The sequence below is a fragment of the Psychrosphaera ytuae genome, from assembly GCF_017638545.1.
In the GTDB taxonomy this organism is placed as follows: Bacteria; Pseudomonadota; Gammaproteobacteria; order Enterobacterales; family Alteromonadaceae; genus Psychrosphaera; species Psychrosphaera ytuae.
Genome location: NZ_CP072110.1, coordinates 1,656,613 through 1,676,890, shown reverse-complemented (window position 1 = coordinate 1,676,890; position 20,278 = coordinate 1,656,613). Strand labels below are relative to the sequence as shown.

The window sequence follows — 20,278 nt, the reverse complement described above, 5'->3', positions numbered from 1 at the left end:
TGTCACGCGGCTCTTTTTTTGTCACAAACCTGTCTTGATTTGGTCACACAATCGACATTTTTCTTGGCTAGGATTTGTTCATTATGTGAGCAAACGTGTACTCATTACACTGTGAGGTTGAGATGGCTGAGGGCATTCGAGAAAGCAAACTACAGCAGTTAGATACACATCTTTTTTACTGGCTTAATAAATGGTCCAAAGATCCCATAAAACACGCTAGCGTTTGGATATCTAAGACAGGAGATGGTCCTTGTTATTTGGCAATCGGCATACTTTTATGGTGGTTTGGAGAGATAACTGGCGAGCGTTTTTTCTTTTCTGCATTGATGGCTTATGCCTTTGAACTTCCAATTTACCTCATCCTTAAAAACCTTATTAAACGCCATAGGCCTTTCAATAAATTAACGGCTTTTCGCTCTCATATTTCACCGTCTGATAAATTCAGTATGCCTTCAGGACACACCGCCGCGGCGTTTTTGTTTGCGACCCTAATAATGACTTTTTATCCAACCTTTTCTCAAATCGCTTTTTGTTGGGCGAGCTTAGTTGGGATTTCACGAGTTTTTCTTGGTGTTCACTTTCCGGGAGATGTTGTGGTTGGGGCTACGTTAGGAGTCGTGAGTGCATTGTTGGGAATAGATATTGTCAGTGGCTTTTATAGTGAGATGTATAGCGAAATTCACAGTGGGATTTAGTTAGAGGAATGTTATGAAAATATTGTACGGTATTCAGGGGACGGGAAACGGTCATACTACGCGTGCTCGAGTTATGGCAAAGGCATTGGCAGAGAAGGGCGTTGATGTTGATTACGTGTTTTCAGGTCGTGAACCAGAACAATATTTTGATATGGAGCGATTTGGAAACTATCGTACCTTTCAAGGGTTAACTTTTGTGCACCAGCACGGCAAGGTCAATTATTTTCAGACGGTCAAAAAGGCCAGCTTGTGGCAACTGTGGCGAGATATTAAATCATTGGATGTGAGCCAATATGATCTGATCTTAAATGACTTTGAGCCTGTTACCGCTTGGGCGGCAAGGCTTGCGGGTAAGAAGGTGATCAATATAAGTCACCAAGCGGTTTTTACTAATCATAAAGTGCCCTCAAAGGGATTGAGTTGGCTAAACCGTCAAATTTTAAAGTACTTTGCGCCTGCGGAGCTCTCACTTGGGGTTCATTGGTTTCACTATGGCGAAACCATTATTCCGCCTTTTATCGAACGAGAAATTGCTATTGCCAATAGCTCAGAGGACATTTTGGTTTATATGCCCTTTGAGGATGTGAGTGACATAATTGACTTACTTAACAGTCAGCATAATCATCGTTTTGTTGTGTATCACCCTGATGTTAAGGAAAACTCTGAAACGATGGGGATTGCACTTCGAACTCCATGTCGAAAAGGTTTTTTACAAGAGTTAGAGCGCTGCTCAGGGGTAATAGCCAACGCCGGTTTTGAGTTAAGTAGCGAAGCACTATGCGTAGGAAAAAAACTTCTTTTAAAGCCTTTAGATGGTCAGTTTGAACAAGCAAGTAATGCCGAAACCCTGAGTCAATTAGGTCTAGCGACTGTGATGAATGGACTAGATGAGGCGGAGCTAGAGCGATGGCTTGAACTACCTGAAAACGAAGCGATTAATTATCCAAGTGATCCAGCACCGCTGGTGGAATGGTTAATAGCAGGCGATTACTCTCACCCAGAAGCACTGTGTCAAAAGCTGTGGAAGCCTATTTCGTTGCCTCAATTTTCAGCAACGGTCGGTGACAGTAAAGTTAAGCCGATAGAACTCACTTAACTTTACTTTCAAATAAAAAAGTTTTGCTACGATTAAGTTAGAAAACGTACCGATTTTTTAATTTTTTTGTGGCACTGTTCATTGTCCTCTCAATCACGTACATTATCCGTATGTACTGGTGTTAAAGCCCAGTAGCGACAAGTTTAAAGCAAGGACGCAGGCATAAAAGTGTGTGTTCTCAACCATCCTAGATACATAAAAGTTGATAGAAATGACAGACGCTAATTTGCAATTTAGGACAATCACTCCGTTTTCTTCCCCATTGAGCGTACAACTCGGAACCGATCAGTTTGCGCCTGGTTTTATCGCTTCACTTAGAGCCCTTGAAGATCTTATTCCTCCCACAGAATCTGACTCTGAGCCACAGATAAGTTTGCAGGGAAAGTTTTGTCATTTAGGTGGCCAACAAAACGAAACCCGTCAATACGGCTCAACGGAATCCGACACCAAGGACATTCGCTTAATGTGTTGGCAACCGATTGACGAACCTAATGTGATGTTCCATGTGTTCACTAATAATATTGTTATTGCTGAACTCAATTTTCATATCGACTCACATACATACGTAGACCAGCAAGAAGGGTGGTTAGTCAAGTCGATAGAACAAGATGCTCAGGACCACGCAAAAAAGATAATTCGTAACCATTACAATGACTTTTTTGCAGATCTGAATCAGTTGGCTAAGCACTTACCCAAATCTATATCGATAGATCCGTCTCATGTACTTCCTGATATTTCTTGGACTTCAAGAACCTTGGTAGTAACCGATGAGTTTTTAGCAAAAGAGCAACATCAGGCCTTATTAACTAAATGGTTGGCCAAAACCATGCGTCCCGAAGATGCCACAGACATTATTAATGGTGATAAGCAGTTTTCAATGACGTGGTTAAACTACGCAATCATGACACCGGAGCCAGTTGGTCAGGATAGTCATATTCATACAATGGTGTTATGCCAGTATTATTATGTTTCTCAGGAGCACTGCAATAATGAACTGCGCAGGGCAATTGAGTTGGCGTACTCACCGATTAAAGACAACCATATCGACAAATTACTTGCCAAGACACGTACTGCCTGTCGTCTTAATCAGATTGCGTATTACGAAAACATTAAGTTTTTGGCACGGCCTAACCGAGTGCTGCTCGAGGAAATATTAGGCGGTTGGAACTATCAACAACTAGTCGAGAATTCAGAGCGCATGATTCAAGTGTGCGATGCGCGTATTCAAGAAGAAGACAACAAAAAGCGAGAACGCAGCACGATAATGACGGACTTTTTGCTTGTTGCGTTGAGTTTCTTTGCTGTATTCGAATTGTCGTTGTATTTGACCGAGTTTAGTCGTGAAATGATGAGCCGTCCCGCATTAGATTATAACGATAGTAAAAGCTCGTTTTTCTTGAGTGTGATTGCTGAAATCGACGCGGATATAATGTTTTCGTTTGGGTTTGGTTTGACCCTGTTACTGATCATTGTTTATCGCTACATCAAGCGACACTAGGAGCTGTAAAGTGATGAAGTTGTTTTGTTTTTTGATCATAGTAAGTGTTGGTTTGTTAAAGTTCTCACCAGCTCATGCAGTAGACTCAAGTCTTGACCCTATTTTAAATCCAAATACCAAAACGGTTCCTATTGCGACTTACCAATGGCAACCATATATTTCGGGCTCTGTTCGAGAGTCTGGTACGGCGGCAGAATTGCTCGGCCAAATCTTTAGCCAAGAAGATATTAACGTAGAATGGCGATATCAAAACTATGATCTTGCCTTTGAAATGATCGCCAGTGGCAAGGCACAAGGTGGGTTTCCTTATTTTAAAACAGCAGAGCGAGCATCTCGTGTGCTGTTCTCCAAGCCGATTTTTTCGGTGACCAATCGAATCTATTACAACCGTCAACATGAAAAGGGGTTGCCACTTACAGACCTGGCACAATTGAAGCAGTTTAAATTTGGTCGAGTTGCAGGTTATAGCTACGGAGAAACTATAGATAGCTATTTACAGTCGGCCCAAATCTTTGCGTCTGAAAAGTTTGCACTCGAAGCGTTGCTGAATCACGAAATTGATTTTTTACCTATGACTGAAAGCGTGATGAATACAATGCTGAACAATCAGTTTAAAGATCAAGCACTACTTGTTCGTTCGGTTGATTCTATTGTCGGCCATGACACCATGCACCTTATTGCTCCAAAAACCAAACAAGGTGAGTTACTTAGGGACAGGGTTAATAGTCTGATTGAACAGGTTAAAAATATTAAAAGTTTGTCTCTCAAAGTTGTAGAACGAACAAGACCTAAGGATATTGCTCGACTGGTTACTGCAGAAGGTTACCCTGCCATTGTTGGACAAACGTCTTTGGACGAAAACAGTCAATACTACACGCTACCTCAAGGAACTCGAGTTTTGGTTTTGAAATGGAGTAACAAGATTGTTAGCGCTTCACAAACCGATCGTATCTACAAAAGTATGATAGACCTGAGTCAGGTTGTCGTACTTAATGGTCCTCACGTTGGTAAGGAACTATTTATCAAAAACATGCACTTAGAGATTCAATAAATGATTGCTGTATTGGGCTGGTTTGGCTCTGTTTTATATCTCATTAATCACGCCTATATTTCGTTAATCAAAGATTGGAAAGAAACTTGGTACTACAGTGGTAATCTGATTGCGGCGGTCGCATTAGTGATCAGCTCTTTATTCATTGCGTCGTATCAAGCCGTTGTCATCAATGGTTTTTGGGCGGTAATCTCATTACTACTATTAATGAAGTTTGATGTGACAAAGCTATCATTTTCGAAGCGCATATTTTATCTTGGCTTGGCGTTCTTTGCGTTTGCCATCGTTGGTGTAGCGTACGGAAATGGGGCTACCTCAGAGCAGTTTTATACCGTATTAGCTTGGTCTTCTAGCTATGCCTTTTGTCTGTCTTACTTTTTGTTTTGCGCCAAAAAACTCTCACAAATTTCATATCTTGCTCTTAACGCATACGCGGCATCTGCGCTGTTACCTTTGCTATTGGTTCAGCAAAATTGGCCCGTGTTTACCTTAGAGGTTTGTTGGGCTGTTATCTCGGTTTATGGTATTTTTGCCAAATTAGAAAATAGTCACCTAATCGACTAATTAACAAGAGTCGATTAATTATTAAGAGTTATACCATTGAGTGATACTCACTTACCTATTTATTCAATTTTAGAGACGCTGAAGGAATCTCTTCAGCAGCATCCAAACCTGGTTTTACAAGCCGATCCCGGCGCGGGTAAGTCGACGGTTGTGCCGTTGGAATTACTCAAATCAGGATTGTTTGGCGATCAAAAAATTATAATGCTCGAGCCCCGTCGTATGGCGGCCCGCGCAATTGCCCATTATCTTGCAAGACAACTCGGGGAGGCGGTCGGGCAATCCGTTGGTTATCGAGTTAAAAACGACAAAAAAATATCATCAAAAACTCGACTCGAAATCGTCACCGAAGGGGTATTACTTCGACAGTTACAATCTGATCCCGAGCTTGAAGGCGTGGGGTTAGTGATCTTTGATGAATTTCACGAACGGACCATAAATGCTGACTTATCTTTGTTGCTGACAATGGAAGCGCAACAGATACTCAGAGATGATTTAAAAGTCATTGTTATGTCAGCAACGATAGATACAGAGTTAGTCTCTAAATACATCGATGACGCACCAATTATAAAATGCCCAGGTCGAGTGTTTCCCGTCGCTGTTAGTTATCAAGGTGATAGCCAGCAACGTTTGACCGAAAAGGTGTGGAAGGCTTTACAACAGGCATTGTCTCAACCGGGTGATGTGTTGGTATTTCTGCCGGGTATCGCTGATATCAATCGATGCTTGGAGTATTCTAAAGACCGCTTCACGGAGAACTTTTCGAGTGCACAAGTTGAGCAAGTTGAGTTTTTGGCATTGCATGGTTCATTGCCATTAGAGCAACAAGAAAAAGCTATCTCTCGCAGTGTTGACGCAACTCGAAAAGTGATTTTTTCTACCAACATCGCCGAAACCAGTTTAACCATTGAAGGCGTTAAATGGGTTATTGATTCGGGTCTAGAAAAAAGGTTGGTATTTGATCCCGCTAGTGGCATGTCCAAACTTACTACTCTTGCGATTTCGAAAGCCTCTGCAGAGCAACGCAAAGGCCGAGCGGGCCGAGTCTCAGAAGGCAACTGCATTCGCCTTTGGAGCGAAACCAAGCACAATAGTCTTGCAGACTTTCAAGAAGAAGAAATACTCAACGCCGATTTGTCCGATGCCATACTTGAGCTAGCAAATGCTGGTCATAGCAACTTTGAAGATATTCCATGGTTAACGCCACCGCCTAAAGCTCATTTTGATTCAACTCGTGATGTTTTAGAGCGCTTGGGGCTGATAACAACAGACGGTAAAATCACGTCCTTGGGTAAACAAGCAAGCCAGCTGGGCGTTCATCCACGATTAGCCAAAATGCGCCTAGCAGCGGCAACACCTAAAGAGGTTACTTTGGCCAATGCGTTAGCGGCGTTATTATCAGAGCGCGATTTTTTGGTAAGAGGCGATAGTGCAGATTTGTCCTTGCGTTTGAATATATTGCTAGAAGCGCTCGCTACTAATAAACGGGCTTTCAAACAAGGTTCATCGCATAGCATTAAAGCCAACACTTTAAGAAATGTCATCGCTGACTACCATGCGTTATCACGTAAATCACCCGATGACTTTGAACTTAAACAGTTCAACGATATTGACCTAATCGATACAGCTGGCTATCTGCTGTTGCAGGCTTTTCCAGAACGATTGGCTCAGCGGCGTAACATCAACAGTCACAGATACAAACTAGCAAATGGCCGAGGAGTGGCCCTTGATGATAATGACCCGCTAGTCCAAGCTGAATATCTTGTGGTCACCGATTGTGATGCAGAGCGTCAAGAAGGCCGCATTTTCAGTGCTTTGGAAGTGAGTAAAACGCTTATTCTTGAACGTTTATCTGAGAGTTTAGAGGAACAAGTTGAGTATCAGCTGAGTGATGGCTCGAAAGGCAGTGGCAGCAAAAAAGTAATAGGGCGAGAGGTTCGTCGTTACCATCAACTCATCATTGAAGAGCGCAAAACCGATAGCGTGCCGCGTGAGTTTTTAATGGATTGTGTACAGTCTTTAATAAAAACAGACCACAAAGAAATACTAAATTGGACTAAAGCCTGTGACGCTTGGTTGACCCGTGTTGAGTGGTTAGGTGAGCATTTATCTTCATTTCCGTCCATGACTTTAACCTCAGTACTGGATCAGGCTGACGAGTGGTTGTTACCTTATATTTCTAATATCAGTAGTATTGCAGAAGTTAAACAGCTTGATGTATTCCCGTTATTGACCTCTTTGATAAGTTACGGCCAAAGCAAAATATTAAATAAAGAAGCACCGACCCATTACATCACCCCAGGTGGTAAAAAAGTGCCCATTCTGTACTGCGAGCATCAAGGTCCAACGGTGTCTGTTGTCTTGCAGGAGGTGTTTGGTGAACAAGGGTCTCCGCGTTTGGCAGGGAATACAGTACCATTGCGGTTTGAGTTGTTATCACCAGCGAAAAGGCCGATTCAAATTACCAGTGACCTGGCGCAATTTTGGAGCGGCTCTTACCATGAAGTAGCCAAAGATATGCGGGCAAAATATCCGAAGCACCGCTGGCCGGAAGACCCGGCTAATGAGCTAGCGGGCGCTTCACTAAAGCGCACTTTTAACTCGAATCGATAACTCATAATCATGTTGAGCATCGGACTGCTAGTAACGTTATTTTAATCAATGAATTAGATTACAAAGTAATCTGCATTTTAGCATGAACAAAGAGGCAAAAGTTTGGTAGGATTTTGCAGTCCTGTTTAACCATTTGAAGTCGGTATGAGTCAACAAGTCGATCCAAACCAAATATTAAAACAAAACGCTTATCGGGTTTTAAAAGTCCTGATCTTCTTGTGCGTATTGTTGTCGTTTTATTTGTTGTACCTCGATGCATGGGTACAAAAACGGATGTCGGGTCCAAAGTGGGATACACCAGTTCAAGTCTTTGCGCGGCCATTAGCGGTTTATCCCTATCGCTTTTTGCCAAAACAAGAATTAATTGACGAGTTAAAGTTACTGGAATACCGCTCGGTTAAAACTATCAATAGTCCAGGTCAATATGTTGTAAATCAGTCCTATGTAGAATTATACCGACGAAGCTTTGTATCCTTTGATGGCTTACTAGTGCCTGAGCGACTGCGGATTGGATTTAAGGACAATCGAGTGGCCGCAGTCGATCGTTTTGTCGATGGTCAATGGCAGGGGACACAAATGGCGTATCTCGATCCTTTGCTTATCTCTCGTCAGGCAACCGAGAGTAAAGAAGACCGAGAAATTTTAGATTTATCAACTATTCCAGAGTGGATGGTTGATGCCTTGTTAGTGGTTGAGGACAAAAACTTTTACCATCATCACGGTGTTGCGCCGCTGGCAATAGCACGGGCATTGATAGCCAATATTGCCGCGGGACGAAAGGTCCAAGGTGGCAGTACCATCACTCAGCAGCTTGCAAAAAACTTACTTTTAAACGACAACCGAAAAGCCTACACCCGTAAAATTAAAGAGGCCTTCATTGCCCTTATTTTGGACTATAGATACAGTAAAGACTCGATTTTAGAGGCGTATTTTAATGAGATTTACCTCGGTCAAAATGGCTCTCGCGGGGTACATGGTTTTGCTCTAGCCAGTAAGTTTTACTTTAATACTCGATTGGCAGAACTTGAGCCAGAGCAATTTGCTTTGCTGGTGGCCATTGTAAAGGGGCCGTCTTATTACAATCCAATACGTCATCCAGAGCGGGCTATTGAACGTCGAGACTTAGTGTTGCAGTTGATGGTCTCAGAGAACGTCATCAGTGCGAGACAATACCAAGTGGCGGTCGATCAGCCATTAGGGCTTAAAGTCAACAAAACTAAATATCGAGCTAGGTTTCCATCCTATCTACAGCAAGTAGAGCGCGAGTTGGCCAAAATTGATGTGATTGCCCCTACTAACAGTGGTTTGATGGTATTTACTGGACTGGACCCTTTACTACAAAGCCGCTATGAGCAAAGGTTTAAACAAAGTGTAAAACAGCTCGAAAAAGCCTATAAACAAAAACAACTCAACGGTGCTGTCGTCAGCGTAAGTCTAGAAAATGGCACTATATTGGCGATGATAGGCGATGTTAACGCCAGCACTGGTGGTTTTAACCGAGCTCTTGATACTCAGCGAAATATTGGCTCGTTAGTCAAACCAGCCGTGTATTTAACGGCTCTTGATAGCCCTGATTATCACTTGGGTAGCGTGTTAAAAGATACCGCTATCTCAATGAAAAGTAACAAAGGCCAGCAGTGGCAGCCAGAAAATTACGATAAAAAACAACGTGGTGAAGTCCTTTTGTTCGAAGCTTTGAGTCAAAGCTTAAATCTACCTACGGTTCATTTGGGAATGGATGTTGGGCTAACGTCTGTGATAAATACATTGCGTAAGTTAGGAGTTGAGCAACAACTGCAAAAGTATCCTTCGTTGTTATTGGGCGCGGTCCCCATGTCGCCATTAAAAGTCGCAGAAGTCTATCAGCCAATTGCTAATTACGGTCAGAAGCTTCCCGTTCAGGCGATTACACATATCACAGACAACAATGGCATTAAGTTACACACCAGTGACACAAGTGGACAGGTCATATTCGATTATGAGACCAGCTACGAATTAGCCCACGCATTAACTCAGGTGACAAAAGTAGGTACTGCCAAGCGACTCGCTAGTGAACACAAGGGAATTGTTTTTGGCGGTAAAACAGGCACAACGGACGACTTACGCGACAGTTGGTTTGTTGGGTTTGATCAAAATAAGGTCACCAGCGTTTGGTTGGGAAGAGATGACAATACCCCGATTAATTTAACTGGTAGTCAAGGTGCTTTGTTTGCGTTTAGTCAGTTACAAAAGGCGCGTTTACCTGAGTCTATTTCAAAGCCCAAGCCTAATAACGTTGAGATCCGTTATGTCGAAAAACAAACGGGTCAGATTTTGTCAGACGATTGTGGCGAGCATATAGCACTGCCTATAACCCAGTACAAAATTACCCAAGTAAAAGACTGTCCTTCCTTATTTGACTGGCTATAACTTTGATTGGTTATAGCCTGGATTGGTGATGCTACCTTTGATTTTGGCGTCATCGATTAAGGCAACGCGAGATACAAAAAAAGCCAGTTCATTCGAACTGGCTTTTCTATTTTCCGATTGGATAACCAAGATTACAGTTCAGCAAACGCTTCGCCGATTACCTCGATAGTCTTGTCCAACATAGCACGGTCGTGTTTGATTGATACAAAGCCCGCTTCAAATGCTGATGGAGCTAGGTATACGCCACGCTCCAAACACAAGTGGAAGAACTTCTTAAAGCGCTCACCATCACATTCACACACCTGGGCAAAGGTATTCACTTGCTCTGCATCCGTAAAGAAGATACCGAACATGCCACCCGCTTGAGCCGTAGCAACTGGAATACCGTGCTTTTCAGCTTGAGCTTTGACGCCATCTAACAAGTACGTAGTTTGTGCAGTAAGTTGTTCATGGAAGCCGTCCGCGCCAAGTTGTTCTAGAGCGGCTAAACCTGCGGCCATCGCAACTGGATTACCTGATAATGTACCAGCTTGATATACAGGGCCTTCAGGCGCTAAGTGGGCCATGATTTCTTTTTTGCCACCAAATGCCCCAACTGGCATACCACCACCGATGACTTTTCCTAACGTAGTTAAATCAGGCGTTACGTTATAAAGACCTTGAGCACTGCCTTTGTGAACACGGAAACCTGTCATTACTTCATCAAAAATCAGAACCGCATTGTACTCGTCACAAAGCGCACGTAAGCCTTCTAAGAAACCCGGTACAGGTGGGATGCAGTTCATGTTGCCAGCCACCGGCTCGACAATAATACATGCAACGTCATCTGGGTATTGCTCAAATAGTGCTTTTACAGAGTCTAGATTATTAAACTCAGCGGTAATTGTGTGCGCGGCAACATCGGCAGGAATACCCGGTGAGCTTGGCACACCCATAGTTAACAAACCTGAGCCTGCTTTTACTAACAATGAGTCAGCATGGCCGTGGTAACAACCTTCAAACTTCAGTAGTTTGTTTTTACCAGTATAACCACGAGCTAAGCGGATAGCGCTCATAGTTGCTTCGGTACCTGAGTTAACCATGCGGACTTTCTCGATGCTTGGCAAAAACTCAGTGATTTTTTCCGCCATAGTCACTTCGATAGCTGTTGGTGCACCAAAACTTAAGCCATTTTCAGCAGCCTTGATGACTGCTTCTTTAACCGCAGGGTTATTGTGACCAAGGATCATTGGACCCCAAGAACCAACATAATCTATGTAGGCTTTACCATCGACGTCATAGGCAATGGCACCGTCGGCTTTTTCAAAGAATACTGGAGTGCCGCCAACGCCATTAAATGCGCGAACTGGCGAATTAACACCACCTGGAATATGTTGTTTTGCTTGTTCAAATAAATCCGCTGATTTAGTCATAAAACGTGTATCACCTTTTTATATATTGCTGCGTACAGCTATTTTGAAGAAACCCAAGGCACATCGACTTGGTACTGATCGACTTTATCAGCGACGCCTAATGTCAGTGCAAATAATGCCATTCGAATTAACACGCCGTTGTCGGCTTGACGGAAAATGGCAAGGTTTGGGTTTTGGTTTAAGTCGTTGTCCAATTCATTCGCATCAGAGCGTGAGTCACGCGGCAATGGATGCATGATGACGGTATTCGACTTACAGTATTTGGTATAAATTTCGCTGTTCAAACGGAACTGACCACGATATTTGTTGGCTTCGTCTTGACTAGCAAAACGCTCCTCTTGGATACGCGTTTGGTATACGATATCCGCGTCTATGTGGTTTTCCATCTTGTCACTGATGGTGATTTTGTGGCCAGCGTTCTCTAGAGTATCAATGACAGATGTCGGCATGGCCAACGCATCTGGAGACACTAAGCTCACGTGGACATTGTTGTACATCGCAAGTAACTTTGACAATGAATGTACAGTACGACCATTTTTTAAATCACCTACCATGGCAATGTGCATACCATCGATGTTTTGACCGAAGGCACTTAATTCTTTTTGAATCGTAAATAGATCGAGTAATGCTTGGGTTGGGTGTTCATTGGCACCGTCACCGCCGTTGATGACTGGCACACGACTGCCCTCTGCAAATTCTGCAACAGAGCCCGCTTGTGGATGACGCATGGCAATCACATCACTGTAGCTACTTATCACTCGAGCTGTGTCATACAATGACTCGCCTTTGGCAAGTGCCGAAGATTGCATCCCCGTTGTTTCACGAACTTCACCACCGAGCAAATTAAAGGCACAACCAAAACTGACGCGGGTACGAGTAGAAGGCTCAAAAAACAGGTTGCCCAATATGGCTCCGTCTAGCACCTTGGTTCGCACTTGGCGCTTGGCATACGGTTCCATTTTGGCGGCAATATCAAAAATGTTTTGTAAATCGTCACGCTCGAATTGGTTGACGGAAAGGATGTGTTGCCCAGTAAATTTCATTAGCTCCAACGCCTTCAAAAAAAGAAATAAATGAGATCGTGTTGGCCGTTAATTTTAACAGACCCTTACCGACTGTGACAGTTTATATTCAGCTAGAATGGCTTTACCACCGCAAGAATTATAATTGCCAATAATATCAATACAGGTACTTCATTAAACACGCGATAGAATTGAGGTGAACGAGTGTTTTTGTCCTGTTTAAAATCAGCCAGTAATTTAAAGCAGTACCCGTGGTACAAATACAAAATAGTTACTAACAGCAACTTGGCGTGTAACCAATGTGACGCCTTGAACCAAGCACTACCGTATTGGTGAATAAGGGCGATACCAAAAACCAAGGTAAAAAGAGCAAACGGGGTGACGAAGTACAATAAACGTCGCTCCATCACTTTAAGTGTGTCAGAGGTGTGTTGATTTGACGACTCAGTGTCACCCGCTTGATTATTTTCCGCGTGATAGACAAACAATCGAGGTAAATAAAAGATACCCGCAAACCAAGCAACCATAAAAAATACATGAAAAGCTTTTAACCAAAGAATCGTCATATTAGTGCGTTCCTGTTCATTAAAATGGTTCGAATGTGTTCCCACGTGACGATACCAACGACTTTGGTTCCAGTGGTACTGGTAATTAACGTCGCGCCATCTCGCTGGTCTTTAATTAATTCCCAAACGTGTGCCATGGTTGATTGAGTGTCCAGAGTTTGTAGTGGGATGTATTTTACTTTGTCGTTGTTGCGACTGTAGCTGGTATCAAATTCTGTCAGCGAGTAATCGACACCTAAATCGTGTTTCATTGCGACGATCAAAAATTCATCTTCTTTTTTGTCACGTAAATGAAAGCGCACGTCTTGCTCGGTGACATAGTTAATCACTTTGATTTTGGTATCCATTTCGGCCAACACACCAATTTTTTCTAGCACGGTTGTTGCCGGTGGTGTTTGATACATTAAGCCTTGGAAATCGAGTTGTTGTAAGAAAATAGAGCGGTTTTTTAACCCCTGAGAACTGGTGATGTAAGCACTTGCTATTACAATAATAGCTGGTGTGATTGATGCTGGGTTATCAGTTAATTCCATCACCGCAACTAGAGCTGCAAGCGGCGCATGAAGACAGGCGGCCATCAAACCTGACATGCCTAATACGGCGTAAGTCCCCATGTACAAGCTACTTGGGTCGAGTAACAATACGGCATTTGCGACGATAAGACCTATGAGTACGCCTAAACCAAATACGGGGCCAATAATTCCGCCCGGAACACCCAAGCCTATCGCAACCCAAGTTAAAAACATTTTAGACGCAAGTAAAATCAACAATAGCTCTAAATTTGTTGGAGCAGTCATTGCTTGGTTGATCGCACTGGTTCCGTCACCCAGTGCTTCTGGCACAAAGTAACCGACCAATGCCGTTAAAAAGCCAGCAAGCATCAGGCGTGGAAACATTGAAACATAACGAAATGTCTTCATTACTCGCATCATATTAGTATTGAACACATAAGCACTGATGCCCAACACGACGCCGAGAATAATCAACCAAGGATAGTGTGTAACAGGCAGGGTAAAGACGCTTAAATATTCAAACTCAATATGCTGTCCAAATACTGCTTGAGTGATGATTGAGCCAGCCGAAGAGGCCAACATAACGGGTATAAAAATATGGATCTTATACTCGCGCAGTACCACTTCCATAACAAAAACGACAGCTGCAAGTGGAGTGTTAAAAGACGCTGATATACCTGCAGCGATACCACAGGCAGTGAGTGTTCGAATTGAATTGTGAGGGAGCTTCAACCAACGGCCAAAATAACTCGCACCACTGGCGCCAATATGCACTGATGGACCTTCACGACCCACCGAAAAACCACTAGATAGTGCCAAGATTCCACCGACAAATTGGTTAACCGTATTCCACAAAGGAATGTTGCCGTAATGGGCCTTGATTCGGTGTAAAACAAAGGGAATGCCGAGGCGATAATGCTTGTATCCTGTTAGGTCAGCAAAAATAGCGATGAGAAGTGCGGCAAAAATAGGTAAACTAGGCAGAATATAAACCAGAAGGTCGTCAAAAGGACCACCTTCGGCAAAGGTATTTTGAATACCTTCAATGGTAAGTCTAAACAGGACAATCAACAGAGCAGCGGCAATACCGCCCATCAAACCCAGTATACTCAGCTGTATACTTGTTTGTGGTATCGCTAGGCGTTTTCGCAATGCATATAGACTGTCTGACAGCATCAGGCTTCCAAAACGTTGAAGAGAATTCTAATAGTCAATTAACCGTCATGAAGTGTACCATAAACCAATGACATTAAACCAAAATTATCGATATGAATGAGTGGCTTAGTTTTCACGGTTTAAAATCTAAATTAGGCCGATTCCAATTTTTATTACTTTTGCTGATTATCCTTGGCATAACGGCGTATGCGAGCTTTCGAATTGGCGCGGATATGAGCCAATGGCAAGAGCAACAGATCGTCAAACAACAAGCCCGTTTGGATGATTTGTATAAAGAAATAGACCAGCATGTGCGCAAAAACAACTATTTGATGGTCGAGCTTGAGGTGGAAAAAAACGCCGCCAAACAAACTCAAACCGAAATGATTGCCTTGCGTGAAGAAGTGTTCCAGCTAGAAAAAGAGCTAAACTTTTACCAAAAAGTACTAGCGCCTGAGTTAGTTGCAGATGGATTAGCTATCGAGCAATTTGCCGTTGAACAAGACAAAGGACAAAATCGTTTTAAATTTCAATTTGCGGTGGTTCAGACCGATAGTAAAAAGCGCAATGCAAAGGGTTATGTCCAACTCAATATCTTAGGCTACCAAGAAGGTAAACGCACCAGTTTAGATTTAGCCGAACTGTCTAAGTTAGACAAAAAGGACCTAAGGTTTAGCTTTAGATATTTCCAATATTTTGAAGGGCAATTTAAGCTACCTGAAGGATTCGAACCGACGGATGTAGAGATAAAAGTGGTTCAGCCAAAAACCAAATGGCAGGCTTACAAAGCCTTTACAGAAAAGCGCGATTGGCCCGATTTATAAGGGCTCAAATACTTGATTAAAATTGTCAGGTATTAGATAATCGCGGCCCAAATTTGAGAGGTACTTTTTATGACTGACATTGTGACACCGACTACAGAACCGACTGACACCCCAGAACTGCCAATCCAGTTTTCTGATGCGGCCGCGACAAAGGTGAAGCAGTTAGTTGAAGAAGAAGAAAATCCGTCGTTAAAACTGCGTGTTTATGTAACAGGCGGTGGTTGTTCAGGTTTCCAATATGGTTTTACTTTTGACGAAGAAGTAAACCCAGGTGATATGGAAATCGAAAAACAAGGTGTCTCTATGGTGATCGATCCTATGAGCTTGCAATACCTTGTTGGCGGTATCGTTGATTACACTGAAGGCCTTGAAGGCTCACGCTTTTTTGTTAACAACCCTAACGCAACAACAACTTGTGGTTGTGGCGCGAGTTTTAGCGTTTAAAGCAGTATTGATACAGATTGACAAATTCTTACAAAGAAAGCCGCATTTAGCGGCTTTTTTTATGGCCATAACCTAGTCGATCTAGACATATTCCATTATCATCTAGCCAAATGTTATTGATTTATAACGCTTGGTCATAGATAGGAACATCATGTCACACACGTCAACTCCAGGAATCTTAGAACGCAAACCTTATATTCTAGCCATTATCATCTTTATTTTACTGGTGTCTTGGATGGCTTCTGGAATGCTTAACTCTGAATCACCAGAAGATAAAAAAGCGCATGTTCTCGAATCGAACAAAGTAGAGAAAAAAGTCCCAAGTGTTGAAGTGACTCGCTTTTTTGCTTCAAACATCAAACGCAGTATTGAACTCTATGGCCGTACTGAGCCGGATCGAATTGTGGCATTAAACGCTGAAGTTGATGGTCGTGTTGCGAGCATAGACGTAAAAGAAGGCCAAAAAGTTTCTGTTGGCGAAACCGTTGTTCAGTTAGCACTCGAAGATAAGCTCGAGCAATTAAACTTTGCCAAAGCGCTATTAAAACAAAGGGAAATTGAATACGAAGGTGCAAAGTCTTTACAGGCAAAAGGGTTACAGGGAGAGTCGATATTAGCTCAAGCAAAAGCCGCACTTGTTGAGGCCAAAGCCTTGGTGAGCTTGCGACAAAACCAAGTTTCTAAAAGTACCATCGTTGCGCCATTTGAGGGTGTTGTAGAGATGCAACAAGTTGAGGTTGGTAGTTTTGTAAACAAAGGGCAAACACTTTTCAATGTCGTTGATTTGTCACCATTGGTGGTTCGAGCTTACGTAACCGAAAACGATATCGCCCAAATCAATCAAGACGCTGAAGTTAATGTGCGTTTAGTGTCGGGCAAACAGGTTCCGGGTCGAATTCGTTACCTAGCAAGTGTCTCAGAGCTTGGTACCAACACTTTCCCAATCGAAATTGAAATCGATAACCCTAACTTAAACATGAAAGCCGGTGTAAGTACCGAAATCAGACTGGCGTTTTCTGATGAACAGGCGATTAAAGTCTCTCCAGCGTTACTTTCGTTGGATAAAGACGGCAATTTGGGCGTCAAAAGTGTAGAGAATGATATTGTTGTTTTTACGCCAATTGATTTGATTAAAGCCGAACAAGATGGGGTCTGGTTAGGTGGCTTTAGCGGTGAAGTAGAGGTTATTACTCGTGGCCAAGGGTTTGTTCGTCCGGGTGACAAGGTCAAAGTGACTTATACAGAAGCAACATCACGCACTGAAGTAGGACAATAATCATGCGTGGAATAATTGATGGCGCTTTAGATCGTACAAGAACGGTTTTATTGATCTTTATTTTGCTCTTAATTTCTGGAGCAATGACCTATAACTCAATTCCAAAAGAGTCTAACCCAGACATCACTATCCCTATTATTTACGTGTCTATCGTGCATGACGGAATCTCGCCAGAAGATGCCGAGCGGATGTTGATTCGACCAATGGAATTAGAACTTCGTTCTCTTGAAGGGGTTAAAGAAATGACCTCGACAGCGAGTGAAGGACACGGGTCTATTCAATTAGAATTTGTCGCTGGTTTTGATCCCAAAAATGCTTTGGCTGATGTTCGAGACAAAGTGACCATCGCCAAAGCAGAATTGCCTGCTGAATCTGAAGAGCCTGTAATCAAACAGGTCAGCATGGCAGATGAGCAACCTGTTATCACGGTCGTACTTTCTGGACCGGTTCCAGAGCGCGGGTTGGTAACGGTAGCTCGTCGTTTAAAAGATGAAATCGAGGGGTTGAGTGAAGTTCTCGAAGTCGAAGTTGGTGGTGATCGTGAAGACATCGTTGAGATCATCGTAGATCCCCTTTTAATGGAAAGCTACGGTTTAGACCAAAACGACATTCTCAATTTATTACAACGAAACAACCGACTTGTTGCTGCCGGTACATTAGATACTGGTGCGGGTCGATTTGCGGTTAAAGTTCCATCGGTTTATGAAACCGTAAAAGACGTTTACGAGCAACCGATTAAAGTGGTTAATGACCGAGTAATTACCTTTGGTGATGTAGCAGAGGTACGACGTTCATATAAAGATCCAACGTCATTTGCGCGATTAAATAACAACCCGGCTGTGTCACTAGAAGTCAAAAAGCGTCCTGGTGAAAACATCATAGAAACGATTGAGAAAGTAAAAGCAATCGTAGAGCAGGGCAAGCAAATATGGCCTGAGCACATTGCAGTAACGTACACGGGTGATCAATCAAAAGACGTAAAACAAATGTTAACCGACTTACAGAACAACGTGCTTTCTGCGGTTTTGTTGGTGGTTATTGTTGTTATTGCTGCACTTGGCTTCCGCTCTGCGGCTTTGGTAGGTATTGCGATTCCAGGTTCGTTTTTAACGGGGATTTTGGTCATTAGTTTGATGGGCATGACGGTCAATATGGTGGTCTTGTTTTCCCTGATCATGGCCGTAGGTATGTTGGTTGATGGTGCGATTGTAGTGACTGAGTTTGCTGATCGCATGATGAGTGAGGGCAAAACCAGAAAAGAAGCATACCGACTTGCGTCTAAACGAATGGCATGGCCAATTATAGCTTCGACCGCGACAACTTTAGCGGCGTTTGCTCCTTTGATCTTCTGGCCTGGCATGATGGGCGAGTTTATGAAGTATTTGCCGATTACTTTGATTGCTGTGTTATCTGCATCACTGATAATGGCACTTATCTTTGTTCCGTCACTCGGTACTATTATTGGTAAGGTTCGTCCTGTTTCCAAAGAAACTCAAGAGCAGTTAATACAAGCAGAACAAGGGGATATTAGAAGTCTTGGCGGATATACCGGCAAGTACGTGCGCTTTTTGGAAGTGGCGATAAAAAATCCCCTCAAGAGTCTCGCGGTATCCATTGTTATAGCAATCGCTGTTTTTATGGGGTTTGGTGCAAGCGGACTCGGTGTCGAGTTTTTCCCTGATGTCGAGCCAGTTGGTGCCAATATTACCGTCCGTTCTCATGGCGACTTGTCGATCCATGAAAAAGACAAAATTATGCAAACAATAGAGCAGCGTCTAGTCACGCTTGATGAAATCGAAACTCTGTATGCAAGAACGGGTGGCAGTGATCAAGTGGGTTATATGCGAATGAACCTTATTGACTGGCAAATTCGCCGAAAAGCCAATGACATTATTGAAGATGTTCATGCCCTGACCGACGATATTGCCGGTGTCGAAATAGAAGTTCGTAAAGACGACAATAGTCCAGGTGGTGGCAAGGCATTGGTATTGGAACTGAGTTCTCGTTTTCCTGATGAGCTAAATGACGCGGTTGTGGTTATTCGCAAAGCATTAGAAGAAACAGGGCAGTTCACTAATATTTCCGACACAGCCAACAAAGACGGTATTGAATGGCAGTTATTAATTGACCGCAGTGATGCAGCTCGTTTTGGTGCTGATGCCACGTTAGTGGGTAGCTCTATTTCAATGGTGACCAATGGATTGAAAATTGGCGAATATCGACCAGATGATGTCGACGATGAGCTCGATATTCGTGTTCGTTACCCAGAAGAAAAGCGCGACATCGGCGAACTGTCCCATGTTCGTGTTAAAACAGCTAACGGTATGGTTCCAGTCAGTAACTTTGTTGAACAAAAAGCGGTGCCAAAAGTAGACGTTATTCGTCGTGTAGATGGTCGTCGAGTTGTTCAGATTGCCGCTGATATGGCGCCAGGTGTGCTTCTTTCCAAAGCGTTACCCGAGCTCCAAGCCAAATTACCTGAACTTGGTTTAAGCCAAACTATCGCAATAAAAGTACGTGGTGAAAACGAAGACCAGGCCGAGTCTCAAGCCTTTTTACAAACAGCCTTTATGGTCGCTCTGTTTGTAATGGCGATCATTTTGGTCAGTCAATTTAATAGCTTTTATCAGGCTGCATTGATCTTGAGTGCCGTGGTGTTTTCTACCGTCGGTGTATTCTTGGGGCTACTAATCGTACAAAAACCATTTGGCGTTGTTATGTCAGGCATTGGGGTTATTTCTTTGGCTGGTATTGTGGTGAACAACAATATTGTTCTTATCGATACTTACAACGTCTTACGAAGAGAGGGTATGAGTATTACTGAGGCGGTATTGCGCACGGGTGCTCAACGATTGCGTCCGGTTATGTTAACCACGGTCACTACTATATTAGGACTCATGCCTATGGTGTTAGAAGTCAACATAGACTTGATGAATCGAGTGATGGAATTTGGTGGACCGTCAACTCAGTGGTGGTCACAACTATCTATTGCAGTTGCAGGCGGATTGGCTTTTGCGACGTTATTAACTCTAGTTTTGACGCCTTGCTTGTTGGCACTAGGGGACCAAACTCGAGCCAAAATACGCCGTTTTAAAGAACGTCGACGAGAGGCGATAACGGCTAATTAAAAGCTTGGAATTAAGT

The 20,278-nt window shown here is 43.1% G+C and carries 15 protein-coding genes; 11 read left to right on the top strand and 4 right to left on the bottom strand.

Features of this window, described 5'->3' with window-relative positions; genetic code table 11:
* Positions 1–122: 122 nt before the first annotated feature.
* The 7 genes from J1N51_RS07350 (at position 123) to mrcB (ending at position 9,923) form a co-directional block, all read left to right on the top strand.
* Complete coding sequence (locus tag J1N51_RS07350) at positions 123–695, top strand: phosphatase PAP2 family protein (RefSeq protein WP_208829905.1); 573 nt, start codon at positions 123–125, stop codon at positions 693–695.
* Positions 696–708: 13 nt separating this feature from the next.
* Positions 709–1,791: an MJ1255/VC2487 family glycosyltransferase gene (locus J1N51_RS07345; RefSeq protein WP_208829903.1), complete on the top strand. Its 1,083-nt coding sequence runs from the start codon at positions 709–711 to the stop codon at positions 1,789–1,791.
* A 211-nt stretch (positions 1,792–2,002) separates the two neighbouring features.
* The gene (locus J1N51_RS07340; protein ID WP_208829901.1) at positions 2,003–3,289 is read left to right on the top strand and encodes a hypothetical protein; all 1,287 of its coding nucleotides are present in this window, start codon (positions 2,003–2,005) and stop codon (positions 3,287–3,289) included.
* Positions 3,290–3,302: 13 nt separating this feature from the next.
* A complete protein-coding gene (locus J1N51_RS07335) occupies positions 3,303–4,340 on the top strand; it encodes a substrate-binding periplasmic protein (protein ID WP_208829899.1) in 1,038 nt (345 codons plus the stop codon).
* The gene (locus tag J1N51_RS07330) at positions 4,341–4,904 is read left to right on the top strand and encodes a CBU_0592 family membrane protein (protein WP_208829897.1); all 564 of its coding nucleotides are present in this window, start codon (positions 4,341–4,343) and stop codon (positions 4,902–4,904) included.
* A 36-nt stretch (positions 4,905–4,940) separates the two neighbouring features.
* Positions 4,941–7,514, top strand: coding sequence for an ATP-dependent helicase HrpB (gene hrpB, locus J1N51_RS07325; protein WP_232842763.1), 2,574 nt, complete (start codon positions 4,941–4,943; stop codon positions 7,512–7,514).
* Between the two features lie 144 nt (positions 7,515–7,658).
* On the top strand, positions 7,659–9,923 hold the full coding sequence (gene mrcB / locus J1N51_RS07320; protein ID WP_208829895.1) for a penicillin-binding protein 1B: 2,265 nt from the start codon (positions 7,659–7,661) through the stop codon (positions 9,921–9,923).
* A 131-nt stretch (positions 9,924–10,054) separates the two neighbouring features.
* Here mrcB and hemL read toward each other — a convergent pair whose 3' ends face one another.
* From hemL to J1N51_RS07300, 4 genes are all read right to left on the bottom strand, one after another.
* The gene (gene hemL / locus J1N51_RS07315) at positions 10,055–11,335 is read right to left on the bottom strand and encodes a glutamate-1-semialdehyde 2,1-aminomutase (protein ID WP_208833264.1); all 1,281 of its coding nucleotides are present in this window, start codon (positions 11,333–11,335) and stop codon (positions 10,055–10,057) included.
* Between the two features lie 38 nt (positions 11,336–11,373).
* Positions 11,374–12,378 (bottom strand): aspartate carbamoyltransferase, encoded by a 1,005-nt coding sequence (locus J1N51_RS07310; protein ID WP_208833263.1) that lies wholly within the window; start codon positions 12,376–12,378, stop codon positions 11,374–11,376.
* A 92-nt stretch (positions 12,379–12,470) separates the two neighbouring features.
* Positions 12,471–12,923, bottom strand: coding sequence for a protoporphyrinogen oxidase HemJ (gene hemJ, locus J1N51_RS07305; RefSeq protein ID WP_208833262.1), 453 nt, complete (start codon positions 12,921–12,923; stop codon positions 12,471–12,473).
* Positions 12,920–14,611 (bottom strand): chloride channel protein, encoded by a 1,692-nt coding sequence (locus J1N51_RS07300; protein WP_208833261.1) that lies wholly within the window; start codon positions 14,609–14,611, stop codon positions 12,920–12,922. The genes hemJ and J1N51_RS07300 overlap by 4 nt, the downstream gene beginning before the upstream one ends.
* A gap of 212 nt (positions 14,612–14,823) precedes the next feature.
* Between J1N51_RS07300 and J1N51_RS07295 the strand changes: the two genes are divergently transcribed.
* From J1N51_RS07295 to J1N51_RS07280, 4 genes are all read left to right on the top strand, one after another.
* Positions 14,824–15,414, top strand: a complete 591-nt coding sequence (locus J1N51_RS07295; protein WP_208833260.1) for a DUF6776 family protein — start codon at positions 14,824–14,826, stop codon at positions 15,412–15,414.
* Positions 15,415–15,483: 69 nt separating this feature from the next.
* On the top strand, positions 15,484–15,858 hold the full coding sequence (gene erpA / locus J1N51_RS07290; protein WP_208833259.1) for an iron-sulfur cluster insertion protein ErpA: 375 nt from the start codon (positions 15,484–15,486) through the stop codon (positions 15,856–15,858).
* Between the two features lie 151 nt (positions 15,859–16,009).
* Entirely contained in the window at positions 16,010–17,134 is a 1,125-nt protein-coding gene (locus tag J1N51_RS07285; RefSeq protein WP_208833258.1) for an efflux RND transporter periplasmic adaptor subunit, read from the top strand.
* Positions 17,135–17,136: 2 nt separating this feature from the next.
* Complete coding sequence (locus J1N51_RS07280; RefSeq protein ID WP_208833257.1) at positions 17,137–20,262, top strand: efflux RND transporter permease subunit; 3,126 nt, start codon at positions 17,137–17,139, stop codon at positions 20,260–20,262.
* Positions 20,263–20,278: the final 16 nt, after the last annotated feature.

Bases quoted from the DNA above. Each gene is read 5' to 3' on its own strand.
- J1N51_RS07350 (WP_208829905.1), top strand. From the start codon at position 123: ATGGCTGAGGGCATTCGAGAAAGCAAACTACAGCAGTTAGATACACAT.
- J1N51_RS07345 (WP_208829903.1), top strand. From the start codon at position 709: ATGAAAATATTGTACGGTATTCAGGGGACGGGAAACGGTCATACTACG.
- J1N51_RS07340 (WP_208829901.1), top strand. From the start codon at position 2,003: ATGACAGACGCTAATTTGCAATTTAGGACAATCACTCCGTTTTCTTCC.
- J1N51_RS07335 (WP_208829899.1), top strand. From the start codon at position 3,303: ATGAAGTTGTTTTGTTTTTTGATCATAGTAAGTGTTGGTTTGTTAAAG.
- J1N51_RS07330 (WP_208829897.1), top strand. From the start codon at position 4,341: ATGATTGCTGTATTGGGCTGGTTTGGCTCTGTTTTATATCTCATTAAT.
- mrcB (WP_208829895.1), top strand. From the start codon at position 7,659: ATGAGTCAACAAGTCGATCCAAACCAAATATTAAAACAAAACGCTTAT.
- hemL (WP_208833264.1), bottom strand. From the start codon at position 11,335: ATGACTAAATCAGCGGATTTATTTGAACAAGCAAAACAACATATTCCA.
- J1N51_RS07310 (WP_208833263.1), bottom strand. From the start codon at position 12,378: ATGAAATTTACTGGGCAACACATCCTTTCCGTCAACCAATTCGAGCGT.
- hemJ (WP_208833262.1), bottom strand. From the start codon at position 12,923: ATGACGATTCTTTGGTTAAAAGCTTTTCATGTATTTTTTATGGTTGCT.
- J1N51_RS07300 (WP_208833261.1), bottom strand. From the start codon at position 14,611: ATGCTGTCAGACAGTCTATATGCATTGCGAAAACGCCTAGCGATACCA.
- J1N51_RS07295 (WP_208833260.1), top strand. From the start codon at position 14,824: ATGAGCCAATGGCAAGAGCAACAGATCGTCAAACAACAAGCCCGTTTG.
- erpA (WP_208833259.1), top strand. From the start codon at position 15,484: ATGACTGACATTGTGACACCGACTACAGAACCGACTGACACCCCAGAA.
- J1N51_RS07285 (WP_208833258.1), top strand. From the start codon at position 16,010: ATGTCACACACGTCAACTCCAGGAATCTTAGAACGCAAACCTTATATT.
- J1N51_RS07280 (WP_208833257.1), top strand. From the start codon at position 17,137: ATGCGTGGAATAATTGATGGCGCTTTAGATCGTACAAGAACGGTTTTA.